This window comes from Duganella sp. CY15W, from assembly GCF_009857555.1.
In the GTDB taxonomy this organism is placed as follows: Bacteria; Pseudomonadota; Gammaproteobacteria; order Burkholderiales; family Burkholderiaceae_D; genus Rugamonas; species Rugamonas sacchari.
Genome location: NZ_WWCQ01000001.1, coordinates 2,107,465 through 2,131,082, shown reverse-complemented (window position 1 = coordinate 2,131,082; position 23,618 = coordinate 2,107,465). Strand labels below are relative to the sequence as shown.

Below are 23,618 nucleotides of genomic sequence, written 5' to 3'. Positions count from 1 at the left end.
GTTCCTGATGATGCGGATAGATAGCCGTTATCCTCTACGGGATAACGGAAACAAGAGCGGAAAGATCAGGAAAGCGCAGGCGGCCCGCGCGGACTGGCGGCACGCCAGGTGTGCAGCGGTTGCGGTGCCGTGTAGAACAGCGGTGGGTAGAAATCGTGACCGCCGATGACGGCGAAACCGCTCGACAAGCTGGTTGGCAGCGCCGGCGCCGTGCCATGCACCGCGCAGTAGGGACAGTGCTCCATGCCATGCATGGTGTTGGTTGGCGCCTTTTTGCCGGCATCCACGACCGAACACATCTCCGCCAGCCTGGCCTCGGTGGTCGAGGCCAGCGCGTGCGACACGGTCGGCGCAAGCGCAGCAAACAGGACGGCCAGCATGGCAATCCACAGATGCAGCGTTTGGCGTCGGAGAGCGTTAAACATCTTTCAATTATAGCCTATAAGCTTAATAGCTAGAAATTGAGAATGAGAAGTGTTATCATTCACACCGTTTTTATTCCACAATAATTCTTCCCATGTCTGCATTGTCCCAGAGCGTATCGCCATTCAAATTGACCGCGTTGGCTGCCGCGGTGTCCGTCCTGCTGGCTTCGGCCGCGCAGGCCCAGCAAACCGAAGACGCACCGATGGAAACGATTCAGGTCGCAGGCAGCTGGCTAGGCTCCGGCCTGCAGAACAGCGTGAAGAATTTTGCCGGCGCGCGTACCGTCGTCAACAAGGACGACATCGCCGAGACCGGCGCGGCCAACATCGGCGACGTACTGCGCCGCATTCCGGGCGTGCAGACGACCGACAACTCCGGCACGGCAGGCAGCGCCATCTCGCTGAACATCGGCGTACGGGGTTTGACCGGCCGTTACTCGCCGCGTTCCACCGTGCTGCTGGACGGCATTCCGCTGGCGGTGGCGCCATACGGCCAGCCGCAGCTGTCGTTCGCCCCCGTGAGCCTGAATAACATCGACTCGATCGACGTCGTGCGTGGCGGCGGCGCCGTGCGCTATGGTCCGCAGAACGTCGGCGGCATCATCAACTTCCGCAGCCGCGCCATTCCCGAAGGCGAGGGCATCAGCGGCGACGCCAGCGTGCGCTACAACCACTTCGGCGAAGGCGGCCAGAACCGCCAGTACAGCGCGTTTGTGGGCGGCACCGCCAGCAATGGCCTGGGCGTGGCGCTGATGTACTCGGGCATGGAAGGTGCCGAATGGCGCAAGGGCAGCGATGAACGCGTCAACGACGTCGCGCTGAAATTCCGCTACCCGCTGAATGCCCACAGCGAGTTGTACGGCAAAGTCTCTTACTACGACGTGCTGTCGCGTACGCCGGGCGGCCTGACGGTGGCGCAGTACAACGCCGATCCCTTCCAGAACACCCGTCCGACCGATTTCTGGAGTGGCGACCGCCGTGGTGTGGACGTTGGCTACCTCAACACCATCTCGGCCACGCAGGAATTTGAAGTCAAGGCCTACTACAACGAAAGCTTCCGCCAGAGCGCCCTGATTAACACGGCCAAGACCCAGATCACCTGGCAGCCGCGCAACTACGAAGTGCTGGGCGTCGAACCGCGCTATACGCAGCGCTTCAACGCCGCCGGCCTGACCCACGACGTCACGGTCGGCTACCGCTACCTGCGCGAGCGCGGCGACGACAACAACTACGTGCAAACCGTGGCCACCGGCGCGAATGGCGCCACCACCACCTTCATCAACAGCACCGATGCCCACGCCGCCTACATCGACGACCGCATCGCGCTGGGCGCATGGCGCGTCACGCCGGGCGTGCGTTACGAGAAAATCTCCTCCACCCGTAACGACGTCAACGGCAAAGCCAGCTTCGAGACCGACAACAACAAAGCGCTGCCATCGCTGAACGTCGCCTACCTGGTGAACCGCGCGCTGACCGTGTTTGCCAACTACACCACCTCGTTTGGCGCCGTGCAGAACACCCAGCTCAACTCGCAGACGCCCAACAATCCGCTGACGCCGGAACTGGCGAAGACCGCCGAACTGGGCGCACGCTGGAAAAGCGCATCGGTGAGTGCCGAAGTGACCGCCTTCAAACTCAAGTTCGACAACCAGATCCTGCAAGTACCGGGCATCACACCGGCGACCTTCCAGAACCTTGGTGCGACCAACCATGACGGTATCGAAACCGCCGCCGACTACAGCTTTGACGAAGCCAGTATGCTGGCGGGCCTGAACGTGTATGCCAACTACACCTACACCAAAGCCATCCAGAAATCGGGCGCGACGGCGGGGCTGGAGGTACCGTTCTACTCGCGCAACACCGATACCCTCGGCGCGCGCTACCGCGTAGGCGCGTGGACCGCCAACCTGTCGACCACGCACCAGACCAAGCAATACGCCGACACCGCCAACACCGTGACCGAAGCGGCCAACGGCAGCAACGGCATCGTGCCCGGCTTCCGCCTGTGGAATACCCAAGTATCGTGGAAACAGAAAGCGTATGAAATCGCGGCCGGCATCAACAACCTCGCCGACAAGCGCTACTACACCCGCAACGTCGACGGCAATGCCGGCCGCATGGTCGGCGCGCCCCGCACCGCCTACGTCCAGCTCCACCTTAGTTACTAAACTCCGGGGTCAGGTCCGTCATTTCTACACGAACTCAACGGTAGGCCTTGTCTGATGGCACGGCTGGCCGTTGCGTGGGAGACGCCAAACGCACGCGCGATGGCGGTGATGGTGTAGGCGTTGGTCTGGTAGGCGGCTGCCATTGCTGTGTTGCGGTCGCCGGGGAATTTGTCGCGATAGGCTTGCAATGGCAGGGCCAGTGCGCCGCGCTGCTGGCGGGAGACGCCGTCAATGTGGTCCGAGAATGTTGTCTGCTGATGCTGGCGGATGAACTCCGCGCTGCCAAGCATGAGCTGGCGATAGATGTTCTGCAACGGGCTACTGATACCGAGTCCGTTCAGGACGAATTGATGGTAGGCCGCCCTGGCGGCATTTGCATTGGGACCAAATTTGGACAGCAGCCAATCCGTCTCCAGCCAGCTTGGCGGCGGCAACACGGCCACAGTGAAATTGAAGCTACTCCAACGCCAATGCTGTGGTTGTGTGACGAACTGAGCCCGCACCGGATTCAGCACAATATAGCGGGCCAGTTCGAGCAGATGCGCTTCCTTCTCGATCAGCACCGCGTGATAACGCCCCTGAAACACATGCCCCACCAAATCATGTCGCCGATTGAAATACTGGGCGTACACCCCGTTCAAATGCCGCATTCCCAAAGCCGGGTTGGCATTGATGGTCTCGACCAGCAGATGGTAGTGATTCCCCATCATGCAGAACGCATGGACCGCGTAGCCGAAGCGCCCGCAAACCTCCCCCAGCAGCTGCAGCCACACTGCGCGATCGGTGTCGTCGCGAAAGATCAGCGCTTTACGGTCGCCACGGCTGGTCACGTGATACAGCGCGCCGGGGTATTGGATTCTGAGAGGTCGGGTCATTCCCACAGCCTATGTCAGCACCGCTAACGTGAGTTGCTCTAAATCATGTAATGCCCGGTTTACAGCTGAGCGCGTGTAGAAAAGACGGACCTGACCCCGGAGTGTAGGATTAAGATGACATTTTGCAATGTTCGCAGCCTACACAGGACTACAAGGTGCTCCTATACCGGCTGTTTAGGTCGCTGGATATAGTGTCTACATCGACAAGACATATATTCACAGGGGCTTAAACATGAACACGATCCACTCCACTCCAGCCGCATCGCCATCCGTCAGCCTGATCGGTGCGCAACAGAATGATTTGCTGCGCGCTTTGTCGCGTGACGATCTGCTGGCTTTGTTTAGTGATCTGGAACTGGTCACGTTGCCAGAAGGTAAGCACCTGTTCGATTTTGGCGATACCGTCGACTACACTTATTTCCCTACCAATGCCATCGTCTCGCTGCAGTATGTGATGGAAGACGGCGCCACGACCGAGATCGCTGTAGTCGGTCGCGAAGGTGTGGTCGGTGTGGCGCTGAATCCGACCGAGCGCGCCAGCTATTCCGCTGTGGTGCAGACCGCCGGTTATGGCTATCGCCTGAAAACCTCGATGCTGCGCGACGTGTTTTACACCGGCGGCCCGCTGGCCCAGCAGCTGATGCGCTATACCAGCATGATGTTTGCCCAGCTCGCCCAAAGCGTTGCCGGCAGCCGTCACACCAGCATCGAGCAGAAGCTGTGCCGCTGGCTGCTGGAACGTCTGGACCGCTCGATGTCGAATGAATTGAAAGTGACACAGGAAATGATCGCCAATATGCTGGGCGTGCGCCGTGAAAGCATCACCGGTGCGGCCGGCAAGCTGGCTCAGGAGGGGTTGATTACGTACCGCCGCGGTTGTGTGACGGTGCTGGATCGGAATGGCATGGAACGCCGCGCAGGCAGCTGCTATCAAGGCCACAATACGATCGCAGCCCCGGTCCAACAACGTTACGCAGCGTAATTAGTGCAGGACGCGGGTGGCTGGCAGGATCAGGAAGCCATCCGAGCCCACCGGTTTGGGCATGCGGGCAGCCAGGTCTTGATCCAGCTTGCGCTGCACCAGTTTGTGCCAGGCGCTGGCCCAGCGGGCCGCCAGCAGGGATTCTTCTGCCGAACGTGCATACAGCGTTCTTTCGACGGCGATTTTCTGTCTTTGCAGGGCGTAGCTGGCGGATATCAAGGTAGTCATGGCGTAGTTTGACTGGCTGGTTGATCGGAGATGCGATGCCATTGTGCCCGTCTCACCCCGGTTCTGAATGTGCGCCAGTTCACCCATAACGATGAGAAATCATTTCAAGCCGTGTAAAATACCCGGCTTGTTGCTTTTCTGCATCGTCTTTTCCCCTTATTTTCCCCATGTGGTCTTCGAATTTTTCTAAAAATGCGCTGGCTGGTTTGACCACGTCCTTTGCGCTGGTCCCCGAATGCATCGCGTTTGCGCTGGTGGCGCACTTGAATCCTCTGGTCGGTCTTTACGGCGCGTTCTTTATTTGTACGATCACCGCGCTGTTTGGCGGTCGTCCCGGCATGATTTCCGGCGCGGCCGGCTCGATGGCGGTGGTGATTGTCGCGCTGGTGGCGCAGCACGGGCTGCAATACTTCCTGGCGACGGTGCTGTTGAGTGGCTTGATGATGGTCCTGTTTGGCGCGCTACGCATGGGCAAGCTGGTGTCCATGGTGCCGCATCCGGTCATGCTGGGCTTCGTCAACGGCCTGGCGATTGTGATTGCGTGGTCGCAATTGCAACATTTTAAGGCGGATGGTTTGTGGCTGCACGGCGCCGCCTTGTGGTGGATGGGCGGTCTGGTGGCGCTGACGATGCTGGTTGTGTATCTGCTTCCGCGCCTGACGAGGGCCTTGCCGCCAGCGCTGGTGGCGATTGTTGGTGTCGGCGTGCTGTCGCAGGTCTTGCATCTGCCGGTGCGTACGCTGGGGGACATGGCGCATATCGCCGGCGGGCTTCCTGCGTTGGCCTTGCCGCAGGTGCCGATGACGCTGGAGACGCTGCACATCGTGCTGCCGTATGCGCTTTTGATGGCGGTCGTGGGTCTGCTGGAAACGCTGTTGACTTTCAATCTGACCGACGAAATCACTGAAACGCGCGGTTTGCCGAACCGTGAATGTGTGGCGCTTGGCGCGGCCAATGTGGCGTCCGGCCTGTTCGGCGGCATGGGCGGCTGTGCGATGATCGGCCAGACCATGATTAATCTGGGCTCGGGTGGCCGTACACGCGTATCGGGCGTGGTCGCGGGCGTAATGATTTTACTGTTTATACTGTTTTTGTCGCCGCTGATTGAACGGATTCCGCTGGCGGCGCTGGTCGGTGTGATGCTGGTTGTCGCGCAGCAGACCTTTGCCTGGAGTTCGCTGCAGGTGCTGGGCAAGGTGCCGCGTCATGACGCGCTGCTGATTGTGGCAGTGACGGCGATTACTGTCGCCACCGATCTGGCCGTCGCCGTCCTGTGCGGCATCGTGATCGCGGCATTGAGCTTCGCCTGGCGCCACGCCCGCGAGATCCGCGCGGACGTGACGCAAGGTGAGGACGTTAAGACCTACACGCTGCACGGCACCTTGTTCTTCGCCTCGATCGCGCACTTCAACGACCTGTTTGATCCGCAGGCCGATCCCGCCCTGGTGCTGCTGGACTGCCGCCACCTGCGCCTGGCCGATCATTCCGCGCTGGTCGCAGTGGCCACGCTCAGCGAGCGTTACGCCAAAGCCGGCAAGACCTTGCAGGTACGGCACCTGTCGCAACGGTGCACCACCTTGCTGCACCGTTCGGGCGTCATGGCTGCGGCATGATGACCTGTCACGGCGCACCTTTGCTGAAGTTCGATATCACTCAATAGTAGTAAGGCGTCTTGCCAGCCCACTCGGTTTTGCCGTAACGCTTGTGCAGTAGCGAGAAGGCGCTGCGGGACAGGGCTTTGGCGTCGTTATCGAGGCAGCCGCCGCGCGTAGATTGTACGGTCACGTACAGCAGCCATGGCAGCTCGGGATCGTTGGGCAGCGCTTTGGCGCGCGCCATGACGGTGTCGCCGAAGTAGCCGGTGGCGGTTTTCAGTGTGCCGAGTTGGGCCAGTTCCTTGTCGCGTGCGGCGGTGTTGCCGACGTTGGGCATCGGCAGCGAGAATTCCGCGTCGATGTTTTCGTAGTAGGCGGCGCCAGGCTTTTCTGGCAGCTTGCACCACATGTCGGCCAGCGTGTCGTCGGCGCTGCGCAGCTTGAGTGGCTGGGCGTAGCTTTGGAAGACTGGCGACAAACCGTATTTCAGCGCGTTCACCACCAGCGCGTAGTGGCGCTCAGGTGCGCCTGGCAGATTGCGGTACTGCTGGGCGATGCCTGCCAGCTCGGGCGCGATTTGTTCGACCAGCTTCGAGGTCGCCAGCGCTTCTTCTTGCGCTTCTTTCTGTTGTCCCATCAGGTCAAAACGCATCCATGCGGCGATGGCAATGCGGGCGCGCCACTCCGCCGGCAGCGACGGTTGTGATGCGACCGCACGGATGTCAGCGGCGGACAGGCCGCTGTTCAGCCAGCGCTGGCCGTCGGCTGCGATGTCGGTAACGGCTTCGTTGTTGGCCGCAGTTTCGCCCGTATCGGGATCGAGGTCGCGGCTATGGGTACGCATCAGGAAGCTGGCTGCGTCCGCCGGCGAAGTGGCGACGGCAAAGCGCTCCTGCAGGAACTGGTTGCGCGCGCTGGTGGACTTGGCTGCTGTCAGGGCAGGGCTGGCCAGCACGGTATCTGCCAGCGCGCGTGCCTTGTCGGCTTTACCGGCCAGGCGGTAGTGGCGGGCAAGCGCGTAGCGCAGCGTCAGATATTCCGGTGCGGCGGTTGGCACTTGCAGCGCTGCCTGTTCCTGTTCAGGCGTCAGGGTGTTTGACAGCATGGTGCTTGCCAGCAGCCATACGCGTGCCTGTGGCTTGTTGCCCTCCTTGGCGTAGCGGCGCCACAGGTCGAGTGCGTGCGCCTGTTCGACCGCGCAGCTGCGTTTCGCCTGATATTCGCCGCACTGCTGCAAGGTCTGGATCCAGTCGATAAAGCCAGCGCTGGCGCGCAGTGCGTCACGTTTGTCCGCTTGTTCGCCGGCTGGCGCTTGCAGCTGATCGTTGGCCAGCACGCGCCAGTCGCCCAGGTGATCCTCTGTGTATGGATTGGCGCGTGGATCATCCAGCAGTTTGCTGAGTTCTGCGAAGCGCTGCGCTGGCGTCAGGCGCGCTTGCATGGAGCGGCCAATCGCGCGCGTGGCTTCGTGCAGCGGTGCCAGCTCCGGATTGGCCAGGATGTGGGTGATGCTGGCCTGGATCGCTGCCAGCTTTTTCTGCTGCTTCGCCAGCCGGGCTGCCGCCGCTTCCGCGTTCTCCGTGCGGATGGTCTGCGCTTCTTTCCATTGCTCGTCCTCGGGCATATAGGTGGCGGCACGCGCTTGCGCACGCACGCTCAGATACTCGCCCCATGGATGTAATGGATGCTTGTCGGTAGCGCCGATCGCCGCAAACAGCTTGGCTGCACGGGCGTAGTCTTCGCTGTAGAAGGCCGCTGCTGCCAGCTGGTACTGCTGCATCTGGCGCCAGTACAGCGCTTCCGTCGCAGGCAGTTCGGCCGGTGCTGGAATCACAGGCTTGGGCTGTTCGTAGCGGTTGCGGTTGGAATCCGGATCATCGCCGCAGATTTTGAACACCTGCTTCTGCGACGCCACCCAGGCCGCCAGCCGCGCGGGCGTGGCGTCGCTGCGCTTGACGAGTTCTTTCAAGGTGCTGGTGGCGAAGCCATAGCTGGTCAGCGGACAGTTGATGTAGCCGTAGGCCAGGCTGCTGCCTTCCTTCGGCTTGGGCACTGGCTGTTTCAATGCGGCGCTCACCGCTGCAGTCCATTCGCCGTAACCACCGGCGCCTTCCGATGCATCGACCCAGCCGCCTTTGCGGTTGCCTACTGCGCGCAGCAGGCCCGCTTCTTCAGCGGGCGCTTTCTTGATCCCGTCCGCACCCAGCATCACGCTGCGCCAGGCCGTGTACAGATACATGCGCTCATAGCTGCTCAGCACCACGCCCAGTTCCCCGGCCTGATAGCGCGAGAGTGCGATGTCCGGCACGTTGCGGTTGACGTATGGGTCCCACGGCCCACCGCCGCTGGCATAAGCACTGGCACAGGCCAGGGCGGCAACAGCGGCGGCGAGGCGGCGCATTGTATAAATCATGGTGAACTCCTTGATGGTGGCGGCAAGTCCGATCCGCTACGCTTCCATGCATAGCGGTCAAACCAGTAAGTTTTGGCATAGCGTCCGCTGACAAATGGCGCGAACGGTTCTTGCGGCGAGAAGCCTGCGCTGTTCGCGCGGCAGCTGGCGTGCAGTGTGTTGGGGGAGTGTTCCAGCTGCTTGCGCATGGCCGCACTATCTTTACCCATGCGGAAAAACATGGGCACGACTTCGTCTGCAGCCAGGCCGTCCAGCCAGGCGGGCGCGCGGCACCACCATGCCAGCGCTGTGACGCTGAGTTTTATCCGCTGCGGCAAAGCGGTACGCAAGTCCTGGACGAGGGAGCGGTAGAACACGCGCTGCGATGGTTTGGCTTCCATGTCCAGCTGTACCCAGCCGGAGGTGCTGACGGCAGCCGCATCAAGCAGCGCGTCGATGATGATGGCGCGGCTGTTTTCAATGTGGGTTGGCGGATTGACGGTGCTCACTTCCACATGCAGCACCGGCGTCACCAGTGCGGAAGAAGGCAGGGCGGGCCAGCGCATGCGCGGGCGTATCAGTGTCTTGTCGCCGGTGAGAAGAATATGCCGCTGCAGCACGGCTGCTTCATGTGTCGACCAGGCCGGCAAACGTGCTTCGTCCCACAGCCAGGCGACCTGCTGCGCGCTAGCGGCAGCAGGATAAAACAGCGAAAGGATCAGGAGAATCAGCGGCATCGGACAATGGGGCAAATAGGCCGCCCCATTGTACCGAATTTACTTGCTTTCCAGCGCCGCGATTGCCGCAGCCACGCCTGCACCATAGGCAGGATCGGCTTGCGTGCAGTTGTCGATATGGCGTTGCTGCACTGGCTTGGATACGCCGTGAATTGCGCGTGCCGTGTTCTCAAACAGCAGCTGCTTCTTCTCGGCCGTCAGCAGGCGGAACAGGTTACCCGGTTGCGAGTAGTAGTCGGTGTCCACGCGATGATCCCAGTGGCCCGCCGCGCCTTCCAGCGCCAGCGGCGGTTCGGTGAACTGCGGCTGTTGTGCCCACTCGCCACGGCTGTTCGGTTCATACGGCGTGCTGCCGCCGCCATTTGGCGTCACGCGCATGGCGCCATCGCGGTGATAGCTGTGGAACGGGCACTTGGGCGCATTCACCGGTATCTGATGGTGATTCACGCCGAGGCGATAGCGCGCCGCATCGCCATACGAGAACAGGCGCGATTGCAGCATCTTGTCCGGCGAGAAGCTCACACCCGGCACCACGTTGGCTGGTGAAAACGCTGACTGCTCCACTTCCGCGAAGTAGTTTTCCGGATTGCGGTTCAGCTCCAGCACACCGACATCGATCAGCGGATAGTCCTTGTGCGGCCACACCTTGGTGAGGTCGAACGGATGGTAGGGCACTTTGGCGGCTTCCGCTTCCGGCATGATCTGCACGGCCAGTTTCCAGCGCGGGAATTCCTTGCGCTCGATGGCGTCGAACAGATCGCGCTGCGAGCTTTCGCGGTCGACGCCGACCAGCGCTGCGGCTTCGGCGTCGCTGAGGTTTTCAATCCCCTGCTGCGAGACGAAGTGGAACTTGACCCAGAAGCGTTCATTGCTGGCGCTGATGAAGCTGTAGGTATGGCTGCCGAAACCGTGCATGTGGCGATAGCCTTTGGGGATGCCGCGATCGCTCATGACAATGGTGATCTGATGCAGTGCCTCTGGCAGCAAGGTCCAGAAGTCCCAGTTATTTTCTGGACTGCGCAGATTGGTCTTTGGATCGCGCTTGACCACGTGGTTCAGGTCCGGGAATTTGAGCGGATCGCGGAAGAAGAACACCGGCGTGTTATTGCCGACGATGTCCCAGTTGCCTTGCTCGGTGTAGAACTTGACGGCGAAGCCGCGGATATCGCGCTCTGCATCGGCTGCGCCGCGTTCACCGGCCACGGTGGAGAAGCGCAGGAAGACATCGGTCTGCTTGCCGACCTCGGAGAACAGCGCGGCGCGCGTGTATTGGCTGATGTCGTGCGTGACGGTGAAGGTGCCGTAGGCGCCGGAGCCTTTGGCGTGCATGCGGCGTTCAGGGATGACTTCGCGCGCGAAGTGGGCCAGCTTTTCCAGGTGCCACACGTCTTGCAGCAGCACGGGGCCACGCGGGCCAGCGGTTTGGGTATTCTGGTTGTCGGCGACGGGGGCGCCGGCAGCCGTAGTGAGATTTTTCATGAAACTTCCTTCGCCTGATGGGGATGAATGGAAACTTCCAGCATAACGACTACGATAGCTTCTTGCCGCTCTCAAAAGGCAGAGCCACAATGAAAAACGCCCGGCAGTGCCGGGCGTTCAATACGACTTGAATTACTTGCTTGGGTAGATGATGTCGTCACGACGGTCATGCGCGCGGGCTGCGTCGTCGGTACCGGTGACTTTCTCTTTACCGTACGATACGGCTTCCAGCTGGCCTTCTTTCACGCCTTGTACTTTCAGGGCGGTGATCAGGGCTTGTGCGCGCTTCTGGCCCAGGGCCAGGTTGTATTCTGCGCCGCCGCGGTCATCGGTGTTGCCTTCGACTTTGATCGCTACGTTCGGGTTAGCGGCCAGGAACTTGGCGTGGTCGGCAACCAGAGTGTCGAATTCCGATTTGACAGCGTACTTGTCGAAGTCGAAGTACACGCTACGGTTTTTGTAGATCGAGCTGTTTGGGTCCAGGTACGCTGGCAGTGGAGCAGCCACTGGTGCTGGTACTGGCGCAGCAACTGGTGCTGGTGCCGGTGCCACTGGCGCCGGGGTAGGCGCTGGTGCTGGAGTTGGGGTTGGAGCAGGGGTCGAGCAGGCGCTCAGCAGAGCGACGGTGCATGCAGCCAGCAGGCTTTGGGTTGTAGCTTTCATCGAAAAACTCCCGAATTGGTTTTGTTTGTGGGACAAATAAGATACACGCTAGGTGTGTGGCTGTTCTGCAGCCGCGAGCAGTATTATATAAGGGTTTCCCTTGGAAAAATTGGTCTTATGCATTATTTTTTTAGCCAACGTGAAAAAGGTGCCAGATCTCTATCGGTTTCTACGTACCAGGCGCGGCGCGCGATGTCGAATTTGGCGCCCAAGGCCTTCACTTCATCTTTCTCCGCAAAGCTGGCGGTCAGGTAGTGGCGGCCCGCAGGCTGCATCGGCTGGGCTGCCGTGCGCTGGTTGCGTTCCAGCGCAGCCTCGGCCGCTGCTGACGACTTGGACAGGCGCATCTGGGCCAGGAAGCTGCTGCGCTGGCTGGCTTCGGCCGGCGACAACAGGGTCAGGCGCGCGCGGGCGCGTGTGGCGGCCACGTAAAACAGGTTTTCCTCTTCACGCCGGGGTTGCATGGGATGCGGGAACTCGCCGTCTTGCAGGAAGGGCAGGATCACGTGGTCGAATTCCTTGCCCTTGGCATTGGCCGCACATTCGATCAGCACCGACTTGCGGTCGCGCTTGCGGCGCACGAAGGCTTCGCGCGCATTCACGGCTTTCCAGAATTCCGCCAGGCTTTGCCCGGACGCGGCTGCTGATTGCAGCAGGCTGTCGATCGACTTGGTAATGACGCCGGCATCGTAGGCGCGCACAAAGATGCGCTTGGCGGTGGCGGCCAGCTGCACGCGTGTACATAGCTCGCTCAGTACGGTGGCCGCTGGCAGGGCGGGATCGACCGTGGACAGCCACGCCAGCGCCGCAATCACGTTGCGCTTGGTGCCTTCGCTGGCGACATCGCGGTAGCTGGCTTCCATGCCCTCGCGGCGCTCGTCTTCAATCAGGAACAGCTCGCCCAGCAAATCCGGACTCTTGAGGATTTGCTGCTTGAAGTTGTCCATGCTGCGCGCGGCAAACTTCATCTCGCTGAACGCCACCATGGCGTCGACGATGGCGGTGCGTACCTGTTCGGATTTGACGGCGCCAAAGTCCTTGAGCGCAATCGCCAGCAGGCCGCGCAGGAACAGGATCTCGTCGCGCTGCAGGTAGCCTGCCATGGGCGGCGTGCGGTAGTCGATATCGGCCTCGATCAGGGCGTTTTCGATGGCCATGGACTGGTGGCGGTCGCGTATCAGGATGGCGCAGTCGTCGTAGTCGTGGCCGTCCGCCTTCCATTGACGCACGGCGGCCACTGTGCGCTGGGCGCAGTCGGCGGCGCTGGCGTAATGGACCTGCTGGATTTCGGTGCGCAAGGGCAGGCTGGATTCCACCTGCTTTTGCTTTAACTCGGCCATGGCATACGCCAGATGCGGGCCGTGGCGATAGGTTTGCGTGAGTGGATAACGCGTCAGCTTGGGGAAGCGTTCGCTGAAGCGGCGGTTCAGGTATTCATCGCTGGCGCCCAGTTTGGCGTGGATGACCTGGTCCTTGTCGCCGGCGCCAACGAAGTAGCATTGCGGCCGGTCGATGAGTGATTCCAGGACGCGGAAGGCGGCCTCGTTCAGGTCGTGCAGCTCATCGCACAGCACCAGCCGGTAATCCGGGAATTGTTCGGCCAGGCGCGCGCCGCCGTACAGATTGCAGGCCAGGTCGTAGGTGGCGTCGAACGGGCCGCGGAACACGGCGCCGGCGCCGCCATCGAGGCGCAGCGTTTCATATTCGATGGTGGTCAGGTAGTCGGTCAGCGGCACGTCCAGCAGCTCGGCCGCCTCTTCGTGGCGCAGGAATTCGACGTCGGTTTCCAGCGCCATGGTGGCCTTGAGCGTCTGCTGGACGTCGAGGAAGCGGCTCAGCGCCAGGCTGTGCGTATGCAGTTCCAGGTCATCGACGCTGCCGGCGTAGCGCTCGCCGGTGCGGTCCATCGCCTGCAGCGCATAGTCCTTGAGCGCGCGCGCTTCGCGGCACTGGCGCACGCCATCGTCATCGATGAGGTCCATCATCCATGCGGAAAAATCCTCGAAGGTCAGCACCGCAATGCGCTCCACGGTGGCCTGCGCAATGCCCACTTCCATCAGGCGGCGGCGCAGCACTTCGCGCGCTTCCGGCGTGAAGGTCAGCGCCAGGATCTGCCCGGGCGCCATGTTGCGCGCCAGTGCCTCGCCGATGCGCAGAGCCAGCGTGGTGGTTTTTGCCGCGCCCGCATTAGCGTCAACCAGCGACACCTTGTTCTGTGCCAGCTGGATGGCGCGCTGTTCTGCGGTCGGGATCAGGCCTTGCGGAGTAAAACGGGGAGGATTGGACGGGTTCATCCGCTACATTATAGCGACCGGCTGGCGCAAGCCGGTAGCGGGGATGGCCGGCGTGACGGCCACTGGGGTCAGGCGTGCGGTGGCGCCCTCGATAAATTGCGCGTTAAACACGCGTTTTTCCGTTTCCGTATCGTGCGAGGCGATGCGCGCGCACAGCAGGTCGGCCGCCGCCGCTGCCATCTTCGGCATCGGCTGGCGCAGCGTGGTCAGGTTGTAGCTGGTCCAGTTGGACGGCTCCACTGCGTCGAAACCGGCTACGGACAGCTGGCCTGGCACATCCAGCCCTAGTTCGTGGCGGGCGGCATCCAGGCAGCCCAGCGCCATGACGTCGCTGCCGCAGATGATGGCGTCCGGCACCGAGCCGAGGCGGGCGATGATGGCTTTGAGTCCCAGCGCGCCGCTGCGGTAGTCGTATTCGCCGGGCACCACCACGGGCGGCGGTAGGCCGAGTTCGGCGATGCGTTCGCAGGCGCCATGCCGGCGTTCGTTGGCGGGGCTGGCGTCATCATGGCCGGCAATGATGCCGAAGCGGCGGTGGCCCGCTGCGGCCAGCCTGGTTGCCAGCATGCGGCCGGCCTCGAGGTGATCGCAGGTGACAGTGTTGACGGCGCTGTCGCGCAGCGTGCGGTTGAACAGCACCAGCGGCACGCGGCGGCGCTCAAATTCAGCCACGTGTTCTTCGGACAGGCGGGCGGCGGCAATCACGCCATCGACCTGGTACTGCCAGACGTCGGCCAGCACGCGGTCGGCGTCGGCTTCGCGCTCCAGCGTGAACAGCAGCACGCGCTTGCCGCGCGCGTTGAATTGCTGGCTCAGTTCGGCCAGCAGTTCCGGGTAATACAGATTGGCCTGGTTGGTGATGATGAGCGCGATCATATTCGACCGCCGCGTAATCAGGCTGCGCGCCGCGGCATTCGGAATATAGTCCAGCAGCGTGGCAGCCTTCATGACCCGTGCATGGGTGGCGGGCGCCACACTGGCGCCCGGCTTGAAGCAGCGCGACACCGCCGATTGCGACACGCCAGCCACCAGCGCCACGTCATAGGAAGTGACGCGGCGGTTCTCGCTGGCGATTACCGCCTTCAGCACATTTGCGCTGTGTTCGACAGTCGGCTTGGATTTGGTCATCGTCTCGTTGCGCTGCTGGAGTTTGCTTTTTTATCAGTTGAACAAGCATAGTGAAAAACTTACCCAATGGCAACAAATATCGCATTTCTGGAAAGAAATATCATTTAAGCTGTGGCTACTACGCAATTTTCCCTGCGACGACTCTTTTTCTGATAGCATATCGCCCCTTAATTTAGAGGAAGGGGCAAGATGGCCATTGCTTGCGGCGTCGATTTCGGCACATCCAATTCCACCGTCGGCTGGGTGCGTCCCGGCCATCCGGTGATGCTGGGACTGGAGGATGGGAAAGCCACCTTGCCGTCTGTCGTCTTCTTTAATGCGGACGACGACGAAGTCACTTACGGGCGCGCTGCGCTGGCGGAGTATCTGGCGGGCTACGAAGGGCGTTTGATGCGCTCGATGAAGAGTCTGCTTGGCACCAGTCTGATCGACGGTCAGACCGAGGTAGGCGGCCGTGCGCTGCCGTTCCGCATGTTGCTGGCCCAGTTTATCGGCGAATTGAAACGCCGTGCCGAGCGGTCGGCCGGGCGCGAATTCACCTCGGCGGTGTTTGGCCGCCCGGTCCATTTTATTGACGACAGCAAGGAAAACGACCAGCTGGCGGAGGATACGCTGGCCGAGGTTGCGCGTTCGGTCGGCTTCAAGGACATCGCTTTCCAGTTTGAGCCGATTGCTGCGGCGTTTGACTACGAGTCGCAGATCGACCGCGAAGAGCTGGTGCTGATTGCCGACATCGGCGGCGGTACCTCGGACTTTTCGCTGGTGCGCCTGTCGCCCGAGCGCGCCAAACAGGCAGAGCGCCGCGATGACATTCTCGCCAACGGCGGCGTGCACATCGGCGGTACCGACTTCGATAAATATCTGAGCCTGTCGTCGGTCATGCCGCTGCTGGGCTATGGCAGCCGGCTGCGCAACAACAGCGAAGTACCGTCCAGCTACTTCTTCAACCTGGCCACCTGGCACACCATCAACCAGGTCTACACCAAGAAAATGTGGACCCAGCTGTCCGACCTGCTGCGCGATTCGGCTGAGCAGGAAAAGCTGGGCCGCCTGCAGCGCCTGATCGATGAACGCGCGGGCCACTGGCTGGCCATGAAGGCGGAAGAAGGCAAGATCGCGCTGTCGGCGGACCCGCTGGTGCAGCTGGATCTGGACCGCCTGGCGCCGCCCGTCACGCTGGAACTGAACCGCGCCCAGTTTGACGGCGCCATCGACCATCTGGTGGGCTCGATCGAAACCACGGTGCTGAACCTGCTGCGCGATGCGAATGTCAAACCGCAGGACGTGGACACGGTGTTCTTCACCGGCGGTTCCAGCGGCGTGCGCCTGCTGCGCGAGCGTATCGGCGCGCTGGTGCCGTCCGCGCGCAAGGTCGAGGGCGACCTGTTTGGCAGCATCGGCGCCGGGCTGGCGCTGGATGCAGTGCGTAAATTCGGCTAAGGGCGACGATGCTGGATCAACCGATTGTCATGCTGGACTTTGAAACCACCGGCCTGTCGCCGCAAAACGGCGACCGCATTACCGAGGTGGCGGCGCTGCGCATTGTCGGGGGCGAGGTGGTGGAGCGCTATGTGTCGCTGGTCAATTGCCGCGTACGCATTCCTTCCTTCATCACGGGCCTGACCGGCATCACCCAAGCCATGGTGGACAGCGCGCCGCCCGTCGAGGAGGTCATGCCGGCGCTGCTGGACTTCATCGGCAGCGATGCGCTGTCCGCCCACAACGCCAGCTTTGACGATAAGTTCCTGCGTGCGGAAGCTGCCGCACTTGGCCTGACGCCGCGCTATCAGGCGCTGGTCTGTTCGCTGAAATTGTCGCGCCGCGTGTTCCCTGAACTCGGTAGTTACAAGCTGGGGCTGTTGTCGGATGCGCTCGGCATCAAGTTCCCCAGCGCTGCCCACCGGGCCGAGGCGGATGCGGAAGTCGCGGCACAAGTGCTGGTGCATATCGGCCAGCACCTGCGCGCGACCTATGGCATCACGCAGGTTGATCCGGCTTTGCTGGTGTCGGTCAACAAACTGGCGGCCGCCAAGGTGGCGCAATTCCTGCGTGGCGCTCAGAGCAATAAACGATAATATTATCATCACAGCGCGTTTGAGCGCGCGCAAACTCCGGTACATCTCGCGTTTTACACTTTACCCAACAACGTTTCACGTTGGTCGGGGGTGTATCGTGAAAAAACCGTGCTCAGCCCGACAGGGCCACGACAGTTATCGCTGGTTTCTCGTTGCCGCCGAGCGCGGTAATCCCTATGCCCAATTCAATCTGGGGCGCATCTATAAGGCAGGCGACGGCGTCGCGCGCGATGAGGCGCAGGCTTTCTACTGGATGAACAAAGCCGCCGTGCAAGGTATCGCGTACGCACAGAATCATCTGGGCGCCATGTACTACTACGGCCGTGGCGTGGATGCCGATGACGGCCTGGCCGTGCACTGGTTCCGCAGCGCGGCGACGCAGGGCGAAGCCTCGGCCCAGCAAAATCTCGGACAGATGTACCGCAAGGGGCGCGGCCTCGTCCGCAGCGACGAGGCCGCCGTGCTCTGGTTTGCGCGCGCCGCCGAGCAGGGCCTGGTCAGCGCACAGACCCTGCTCGGCGAAGCCTATGCGGAAGGCCGTGGCGTAACGCGCTGCTATCCCATGGCCATGGCGTGGTACCGCAAGGCGGCACTGCAACACGACCCGCACGCCCAGGTGCGGCTCGGGCTGATGTACAAGCACGGCTGCGGCGTAACGCGTAACGAAAATCAGGCGGTGGCCTGGTTTCGTCAGGCGGCCATGCGGGATGTGCCGGCGGCCCAGCGCCTGATCGGCGTGGCCTACGCCGAGGGGCGCGGTGTGCGTTGCGATCCGCGCCGCGCCGTGGCCTGGCTGCTGCGCGCGGCCGAACGCGACGATGCCGACGCCCAATACAATCTGGGCGTGATGCTGGCCAACGGCAAGGGCGTGGAGCAGGATCTGGAACTGGCGCTGGTGTGGTATCAGCGCGCGGCGGAGGCAGGCCATGTGCTGGCTCAATACAACCTTGGCAGCATGTATGCGCGCGGCCGCGGCGTCGACCGTGACGAGCGGCGCGCGCTGGAGTGGTACCGCATGGCGGCCGAGCAGGGCGCCGCCAACGCGCAGTTCAATGTGGGGGTGATGTACGCCAACGGCCACGGCGTGAACAAGGATGAGGTGCTGGCGGCCGCGTGGTACCGCAGCGCAGCCGAGCAGGGCGACGCCGGCGCACAGAACAATCTGGGCGCGATGTATGCGAACGGCGTGGGCGTGGAACGCGACGATGTGCAGGCGGTCGACTGGTATGGCCGCGCTGCCGAGCAGGGCCATCCGCTGGCGCAATTCAACCTGAGCAGCATGTACCGCAGCGGCCGTGGCGTGGTGCGCGATCCCGGCCGGTGCCTGATGTGGCTCACCCTGTCGGCACAGGCTGGCGATGTGGCGGCCGGCAGCAACCGCCAGCGCATGCAGCTGGTGATGACGGCGCAAGCCATCGCCGAGGCGCAGGAGCTGGCGCGGCAGTGGCGCGCCGCGCATCCTGCCGCGCTGGCGCCGGCGCAGCATGGCCGCGCCGCAGACTAGGTCAGGCGCCGCGCTGGCGACGGTCGAGGAACAGGCTGTTGCCGTGGACCTTTTTGGCCTGCTTCTTGGATTCGGCCGCAGCGGTGGCAATCTGGTGGTGGGTGTAATACTGGTGCGGTTCGATCCGGATCGCGCCAATCGACAAGCTCATCACGGGGTAAAACACTTTCTTGCCCTGACGGTCTTCACTGAGGTAGCCGCCACGCTCCCGGTCTTCGGTGCTGTAGAAGTCCAGCACCTTGCCGCCAAATTCCTCCAGGATCGCCTGGCAGCGCTGTTCCCAGTTCTCGCTCTGGAACAGCACCATGAAATCATCGCCGCCAATGTGACCGACAAAATCCCGGTCGGGATCGCCATTGCTGGACAGGATATTGCCGGTCAGCTGGATTACATCGTCGCCACGGCGATAGCCGTAGACGTCGTTGAACGGCTTGAAATGGTCGAGGTCAAAATAGCAGACCCAGAAACGCGTGCCGCTTTCCAGCAGCCGGTCGATATGCTCGTTGATCGGCACATTGCCGGGCAGTTGCGTCAGCGGATTGGCGTAGCGCGCGGCGTGGATCTGCATTTGCGTGATCTCGCGCATGAGGTCGTGGCCGGTGCCCATGCCGATGTAGCGGCCCTGGTCGGTAATGATGAAGCCGTTGAACAGGTGGTGGGCGTCGGCCTCCGCCATGCGGAAGCTCAGTTCCTGCAAGCTGGTGGCGCGGTCGGCGAGCAGCGGCTTGCGGTCCATGAACTGCGTGCACGATTTCTTACCATATAGCTCACGCTCATACGGGCGGGCAAAGTGTTCGATCATGGCAAAGCGCGTAATCAGGCCCAGCGGCATTCCATCATCGACCACGGGAATAATCATGAGTTCCGGCGCCTGCTGGAAAATATGGTAGACCTCGTTGTTGTTCATGGCTGGCGACACGGCCTGCACCTGGTGCAGCACCTTGCCCACCGTGGCCTGTTTATCCGTAACGCGTTGCGGATAAACCGCCACGCCGTTGCGCGACAGGGCCTTGACCACTTCCGCTGGCGCGGCGCGCGCCGGCATCGGGTGAGGGCGGCCCAGATGATAGCCCTGGCCGTAGGCGACGCCGACATCGCGCAGCACCAGCAGCTCGGCCTGGGTTTCGATGCCCTCGGCGATCACGCGGGTATTTGATTTCTCGGCGATTTCCTGGATCGAGCGCACGAACTGCAGTTTCACCGGGTCGTGATTGATGCCCTGGATGAAGTGCATATCGATCTTGACGTATTCCGGCCGCAGCTCCGACCACAGGCGCAAGCTGGAAAAGCCCTCGCCGAGGTCGTCAATGGCAATTTGAAAGCCCATTTTGCGGTAATGCAGTACCGCCTCGCGCATCAGGTCGTAATCGTAGGTGGGCTGGTTTTCGGTCAGCTCGATAATCACACGGTCTGGATGGATGCCGATTTGATGGATGACTTCCAGCGTCTCGCCATGGCGCGCGTCGCGCTGCAGCAGCGACTCGGGGCTGACGTTGAGGAACAGCTTGCCCGGCAGCTTGAGCTCGGCAAAACGCTCGAGCACCACCTTGCGGCACAGGTGTTCCACTTCCACCGTCAGGCCGTTGGCGCGCGCCGCCTTGAACAGATTCATGGGCGAATGCAGCGGGCTGTCGGACGGTCCGCGTATCAGACCTTCATAAGCGATGATTTCGCCGGTCTGCATGTGTACAATTGGCTGGAACAGCGCACTCAGTTGGCGGCGTGACAGGATATCGAACAAATGGGCACGCAACACGGCCTCCTCATCATCTTCTCGAGGTTTCAGATAAGTGACTGTGGCGCCGATGGCCGGCTTAAGTGCGGAATTCACGATGAATCGTTTTCCAAAAATCGGTTTAACTGTACGATCATAGTGTCGATTTATGACCGGATGATGAATTTGGGAAACAATTTGTTCAGGACAACGTTACAATAGACTCACCCCACCAAGCAGGATATCTATGCACCGCTTTACCCGCCGTATCATTTTCAGCCTGACCCTGTTGAGCGCGGCCACCGCAAGCGCTACCGGCATTGCGGTGCAAGTGCAGGACGCCAACGGCAAAGTGTTGCCGGATACGGTGATCTACATGGAGCCGGAAAGCGGCGCGCCGGGCGGCGCGAAAACCGCAGCGGCGCAGATCGAGCAGAAGGGCCTGAAATTCATGCCGCTGGTGACCGTGGTGCAAGTTGGCGCCACCATCAACTTCCCGAATAACGACAAGGTGCGGCATCACATCTACTCGTTCTCGCCGGCGCATAAATTCGACCAGAAGCTGTATTCAGGACAGTCGGCATCGCCGCAGGTGTTCGATAAAGCCGGGACGGTTGTCCTGGGTTGCAATATTCATGACAAAATGATCGCTTACGTCAAAGTGGTCGATACGCCATATTTCGCCAAGACGGACGGTTCCGGCGCGGCGCGCGTGGAACTGCCGGCCGGCAAGTACGTGGTCAAGGCCTGGCACTACAATACCGTGGGTAGCGCGACGCTGGAACAGGTGCTGACGGTGAAGGCGGGCGACCTGGCCACCGCAGTTTTCAAGTTGCCGATGAAGCCATTTACGGCGGATGATGGTTCTACTCTTTAAGGGAATAGCCTGAGCATGCGTTTACGTTTTCGCAGCCTCGAAAGCCGGATCGTTACGCTTTTCCTGGTCCTCATCATTGCGGTCCAGGTGGTGGGCTTGTTTGTCATCCAGCGCGGCATTGACAACAATGCGCGCCTGGCCATCAGCAGTGAACTGAATAACGGCTCCAAGGTGTTTCGCCGCCTGCTGGAGCAGAATGCGCAAAGCCTGCGCTTTGGCGCACGGCTGCTGGCGCGCGACACCGCGTTTGTCGCCGCCATCGGCAATAACGACGAAAGCGACCGCGCCACCATCGAGTCGGCGCTGGAAAACAGCGGCCGCCGCATCAAGGCCTCGCTGTCCATGCTGATTAGCGACGAACGCAAGATCAGCGCCACCACCAATCCCAAGCAGTCGGCCGGCCTGGAGAAAATGGCATTGAGCCTGCTGGACCAGGCGGAAGCGGCGGATGGCGCGATTGGCATTGCCATCGTTGACCACCGGCCGTTCCAGATCGTCGCCATGCCGGTCAAGGCGCCCATTACCATCGGCTGGATCGTGATGACCTTCCCGATCGACCGCCAGCTGGCCAACGATATGCGCGAGGTCAGCTCGCTCCACACCTCGGTGCTCACGCGCGACGCGCAGGGCAAATGGCTGTCGGCCGGTTCGACCTTCGTTGGCCCGTCGGCGCAGACCGTGGTCGAGCAGCTACAGGCGCTGGGGCCAACCCGGCCCACCGGGCCTTTCGACCTCACGGTGGAAACCGCCAAATACAGCGCGCGCCTGATCTCGATTGGCGAAGACGGCGACCAGAACGCCAGCGTGCTGCTGGCGCGCTCGATTGATGAAGCCACGGCCGAGTACCGGCGTCTGGAGCGCTGGCTGATTGGCCTGGCGCTGGGCGGCATCTTTGCGTCGGCGCTGGCCATCGTGTTTACCGCCAAGCGCATCGCGCAGCCGATCAGCGAACTGGTGGTGACCGCCAAGCGGCTGGAGGAGGGCGACTACAAGGTGTCGATCGACAGCACGCGCGAAGATGAAATCGGCGCGCTGGCCCACGCCTTTGACGCCATGCGCGAAGGGATCGCCAAGCGCGAACAGGAAATCCGTCGCCTGGCGTACTGGGACACGCTGACCAATCTGCCGAACCGTGCGCAGTTCGTGCTGCTGCTGAACGACGCGCTGGTGGAGGCGCGCGGCCGCCAGGAAGGCCTGTATGTGCTGATGATGGACCTTGACCGCTTCAAGCACGTCAACGACGTCATGGGTCACAGCTTTGGCGACGCGCTGCTGCGCCAGGTCGCGGGCCGCCTGCAGCTGTTGCTGGCCAATCGCCGGCAATCGTCGGCGCAGGTGGCGCGCCTGGGCGGCGACGAATTTGCGGTGCTGCTGCCGGGCGCCGATCTGGAGGCAGCGCAGCGCATGGCGGCCGAGATCCTGCAGGCGCTGGAGACACCGCTGTCGCTGGAAGATCAAATGGTGGATATCGGCGCGGGTCTGGGCATTGCGGGTTATCCAGAGCATGCCGAGGAAGGCGAGACGCTACTGAGTATGGCTGAAGTGGCAATGTACGCGGCCAAGCAGCGCAACGACGGCGCCGTGGTCTACGACGTTGCCATGGACAAATCCAGCGCCAAGAGCCTGTCGCTGCTCACCGAGCTGCGCAACGCCGCCGAACGCAACGAGTTCCGCCTGCATGTGCAACCCAAGATTTCGCTCGATACGGGCAAGGTGGTGGGCATGGAGGCGCTGGTGCGCTGGGTGCATCCGGAGCGCGGCAATGTGTTCCCCGACGAGTTTATTCCGTTCGCCGAGCAGACCGGTTTTATCCGCGTGCTGACGCGCTGGGTCATGGAGCGCTCGGCAGAGCTGTGCCGCGAGCTGGCGACGCGCGGCCACCATCTGAAAGTGTCGGTCAACCTGTCCACGCGCGACTTGCTGGACCAAGACTTGCCGGCCAAGTTTGCCGACCTGCTCACGCGCCACAAGCTGACGCCCGGCTCGTTCTGCCTGGAGATTACCGAAAGCGCCATCATGGACGATCCGGTGCGCGCCCAGCACACGCTGGAGCGCCTCAGCGCCATGGGGGTCGACCTGTCGATTGACGATTTCGGCACCGGCTATTCCTCGCTGGCCTACCTCAAGCGCCTGCCGGTCAATGAGCTGAAGATCGATAAATCCTTCGTGCTGAATATGGAGAACGACGAAGGCGATACCAAGATTGTCCGCTCCACCATCGACCTGGGGCACAACATGGGTCTGCGCGTGGTGGCCGAAGGGATCGAGAGCGAGGCTGTCTGGCGCCTGCTTGCGGCGCTGGGCTGCGACCAGGGGCAGGGCTACTTCATGAGCCGTCCGATTCCAGCCGACCAGCTGTTCTCGTGGCTGGAAAAATGGCATCCGCCGGTCGCGGTGGTGGCCGGCATCGATGAGCCGGACGTCAGCTACGCCAAATAAAAGTTGCCTTGGCATTTCAGCTAACGTGTCATATTTGTCATAC

General features: G+C 61.9%; 18 protein-coding genes. 8 read left to right on the top strand and 10 right to left on the bottom strand.

Annotation, left to right across the window (positions count from 1 at the left end):
- Window positions 1-65 precede the first annotated feature (65 nt).
- Window positions 66-425, bottom strand: a complete 360-nt coding sequence (locus GTP58_RS09200) for a DUF2946 domain-containing protein (RefSeq protein WP_161077148.1) — start codon at window positions 423-425, stop codon at window positions 66-68.
- A 92-nt stretch (window positions 426-517) separates the two neighbouring features.
- Here GTP58_RS09200 and GTP58_RS09195 point away from each other — a divergent pair, with 92 nt between their 5' ends.
- Window positions 518-2,593 (top strand): TonB-dependent siderophore receptor, encoded by a 2,076-nt coding sequence (locus GTP58_RS09195; protein ID WP_161077147.1) that lies wholly within the window; start codon window positions 518-520, stop codon window positions 2,591-2,593.
- Here the strand turns inward: GTP58_RS09195 and GTP58_RS09190 are convergent.
- The gene (locus GTP58_RS09190) at window positions 2,590-3,468 is read right to left on the bottom strand and encodes a transposase (RefSeq protein ID WP_161077146.1); all 879 of its coding nucleotides are present in this window, start codon (window positions 3,466-3,468) and stop codon (window positions 2,590-2,592) included. The genes GTP58_RS09195 and GTP58_RS09190 overlap by 4 nt on opposite strands.
- A gap of 232 nt (window positions 3,469-3,700) precedes the next feature.
- Here GTP58_RS09190 and GTP58_RS09185 point away from each other — a divergent pair, with 232 nt between their 5' ends.
- Complete coding sequence (locus GTP58_RS09185) at window positions 3,701-4,450, top strand: Crp/Fnr family transcriptional regulator (protein WP_161077145.1); 750 nt, start codon at window positions 3,701-3,703, stop codon at window positions 4,448-4,450.
- Here GTP58_RS09185 and GTP58_RS09180 read toward each other — a convergent pair whose 3' ends face one another.
- Window positions 4,451-4,678, bottom strand: coding sequence for a hypothetical protein (locus GTP58_RS09180; protein WP_161077144.1), 228 nt, complete (start codon window positions 4,676-4,678; stop codon window positions 4,451-4,453). It lies immediately after the preceding gene.
- A 167-nt stretch (window positions 4,679-4,845) separates the two neighbouring features.
- Between GTP58_RS09180 and GTP58_RS09175 the strand changes: the two genes are divergently transcribed.
- Complete coding sequence (locus tag GTP58_RS09175; protein WP_161077143.1) at window positions 4,846-6,291, top strand: SulP family inorganic anion transporter; 1,446 nt, start codon at window positions 4,846-4,848, stop codon at window positions 6,289-6,291.
- Window positions 6,292-6,331: 40 nt separating this feature from the next.
- Here GTP58_RS09175 and GTP58_RS09170 read toward each other — a convergent pair whose 3' ends face one another.
- The 6 genes from GTP58_RS09170 to GTP58_RS09145 all read right to left on the bottom strand — a co-directional run bounded on the left by GTP58_RS09170 (window position 6,332) and on the right by GTP58_RS09145 (window position 14,966).
- Window positions 6,332-8,686 carry a hypothetical protein gene (locus GTP58_RS09170; RefSeq protein ID WP_161077142.1) on the bottom strand — a complete coding sequence of 785 codons (2,355 nt, stop codon included), beginning with the start codon at window positions 8,684-8,686 and terminating at the stop codon, window positions 6,332-6,334.
- On the bottom strand, window positions 8,683-9,402 hold the full coding sequence (locus GTP58_RS09165; protein WP_161077141.1) for a hypothetical protein: 720 nt from the start codon (window positions 9,400-9,402) through the stop codon (window positions 8,683-8,685). The genes GTP58_RS09170 and GTP58_RS09165 overlap by 4 nt, the downstream gene beginning before the upstream one ends.
- 39 nt (window positions 9,403-9,441) lie before the next feature.
- A complete protein-coding gene (locus tag GTP58_RS09160) occupies window positions 9,442-10,881 on the bottom strand; it encodes a catalase (protein WP_161077140.1) in 1,440 nt (479 codons plus the stop codon).
- Between the two features lie 132 nt (window positions 10,882-11,013).
- Complete coding sequence (locus GTP58_RS09155; protein ID WP_072781658.1) at window positions 11,014-11,544, bottom strand: OmpA family protein; 531 nt, start codon at window positions 11,542-11,544, stop codon at window positions 11,014-11,016.
- Window positions 11,545-11,666: 122 nt separating this feature from the next.
- A complete protein-coding gene (locus GTP58_RS09150; RefSeq protein WP_161077139.1) occupies window positions 11,667-13,838 on the bottom strand; it encodes an ATP-dependent helicase in 2,172 nt (723 codons plus the stop codon).
- A 3-nt stretch (window positions 13,839-13,841) separates the two neighbouring features.
- Window positions 13,842-14,966, bottom strand: a complete 1,125-nt coding sequence (locus GTP58_RS09145) for a LacI family DNA-binding transcriptional regulator (protein ID WP_161077138.1) — start codon at window positions 14,964-14,966, stop codon at window positions 13,842-13,844.
- A 189-nt stretch (window positions 14,967-15,155) separates the two neighbouring features.
- Here GTP58_RS09145 and GTP58_RS09140 point away from each other — a divergent pair, with 189 nt between their 5' ends.
- The 3 genes from GTP58_RS09140 (at window position 15,156) to GTP58_RS09130 (ending at window position 18,545) form a co-directional block, all read left to right on the top strand.
- The gene (locus tag GTP58_RS09140; protein ID WP_161077137.1) at window positions 15,156-16,406 is read left to right on the top strand and encodes an Hsp70 family protein; all 1,251 of its coding nucleotides are present in this window, start codon (window positions 15,156-15,158) and stop codon (window positions 16,404-16,406) included.
- A gap of 8 nt (window positions 16,407-16,414) precedes the next feature.
- Complete coding sequence (locus GTP58_RS09135; RefSeq protein WP_161077136.1) at window positions 16,415-17,041, top strand: PolC-type DNA polymerase III; 627 nt, start codon at window positions 16,415-16,417, stop codon at window positions 17,039-17,041.
- A 97-nt stretch (window positions 17,042-17,138) separates the two neighbouring features.
- The gene (locus GTP58_RS09130; RefSeq protein ID WP_373924715.1) at window positions 17,139-18,545 is read left to right on the top strand and encodes a tetratricopeptide repeat protein; all 1,407 of its coding nucleotides are present in this window, start codon (window positions 17,139-17,141) and stop codon (window positions 18,543-18,545) included.
- Window position 18,546: 1 nt separating this feature from the next.
- Here the strand turns inward: GTP58_RS09130 and GTP58_RS09125 are convergent, their stop codons facing one another.
- On the bottom strand, window positions 18,547-20,298 hold the full coding sequence (locus GTP58_RS09125; protein WP_161077340.1) for a GGDEF domain-containing protein: 1,752 nt from the start codon (window positions 20,296-20,298) through the stop codon (window positions 18,547-18,549).
- A gap of 208 nt (window positions 20,299-20,506) precedes the next feature.
- Between GTP58_RS09125 and GTP58_RS09120 the strand changes: the two genes are divergently transcribed.
- Window positions 20,507-21,136 (top strand): methylamine utilization protein, encoded by a 630-nt coding sequence (locus GTP58_RS09120; RefSeq protein ID WP_161077134.1) that lies wholly within the window; start codon window positions 20,507-20,509, stop codon window positions 21,134-21,136.
- Between the two features lie 15 nt (window positions 21,137-21,151).
- Window positions 21,152-23,575: a bifunctional diguanylate cyclase/phosphodiesterase gene (locus tag GTP58_RS09115; RefSeq protein WP_161077133.1), complete on the top strand. Its 2,424-nt coding sequence runs from the start codon at window positions 21,152-21,154 to the stop codon at window positions 23,573-23,575.
- The last annotated feature ends 43 nt before the right edge of the window (window positions 23,576-23,618 follow it).

Coding starts and splice junctions, on each gene's coding strand:
- GTP58_RS09160 (WP_161077140.1), bottom strand. CDS start 10,881: ATGAAAAATCTCACTACGGCTGCCGGCGCCCCCGTCGCCGACAACCAG.
- GTP58_RS09150 (WP_161077139.1), bottom strand. CDS start 13,838: ATGAACCCGTCCAATCCTCCCCGTTTTACTCCGCAAGGCCTGATCCCG.
- GTP58_RS09140 (WP_161077137.1), top strand. CDS start 15,156: ATGGCCATTGCTTGCGGCGTCGATTTCGGCACATCCAATTCCACCGTC.
- GTP58_RS09180 (WP_161077144.1), bottom strand. CDS start 4,678: ATGACTACCTTGATATCCGCCAGCTACGCCCTGCAAAGACAGAAAATC.
- GTP58_RS09175 (WP_161077143.1), top strand. CDS start 4,846: ATGTGGTCTTCGAATTTTTCTAAAAATGCGCTGGCTGGTTTGACCACG.
- GTP58_RS09195 (WP_161077147.1), top strand. CDS start 518: ATGTCTGCATTGTCCCAGAGCGTATCGCCATTCAAATTGACCGCGTTG.
- GTP58_RS09120 (WP_161077134.1), top strand. CDS start 20,507: ATGCACCGCTTTACCCGCCGTATCATTTTCAGCCTGACCCTGTTGAGC.
- GTP58_RS09135 (WP_161077136.1), top strand. CDS start 16,415: ATGCTGGATCAACCGATTGTCATGCTGGACTTTGAAACCACCGGCCTG.
- GTP58_RS09145 (WP_161077138.1), bottom strand. CDS start 14,966: ATGACCAAATCCAAGCCGACTGTCGAACACAGCGCAAATGTGCTGAAG.
- GTP58_RS09185 (WP_161077145.1), top strand. CDS start 3,701: ATGAACACGATCCACTCCACTCCAGCCGCATCGCCATCCGTCAGCCTG.
- GTP58_RS09155 (WP_072781658.1), bottom strand. CDS start 11,544: ATGAAAGCTACAACCCAAAGCCTGCTGGCTGCATGCACCGTCGCTCTG.
- GTP58_RS09170 (WP_161077142.1), bottom strand. CDS start 8,686: ATGATTTATACAATGCGCCGCCTCGCCGCCGCTGTTGCCGCCCTGGCC.
- GTP58_RS09190 (WP_161077146.1), bottom strand. CDS start 3,468: ATGACCCGACCTCTCAGAATCCAATACCCCGGCGCGCTGTATCACGTG.
- GTP58_RS09200 (WP_161077148.1), bottom strand. CDS start 425: ATGTTTAACGCTCTCCGACGCCAAACGCTGCATCTGTGGATTGCCATG.
- GTP58_RS09165 (WP_161077141.1), bottom strand. CDS start 9,402: ATGCCGCTGATTCTCCTGATCCTTTCGCTGTTTTATCCTGCTGCCGCT.
- GTP58_RS09115 (WP_161077133.1), top strand. CDS start 21,152: ATGCGTTTACGTTTTCGCAGCCTCGAAAGCCGGATCGTTACGCTTTTC.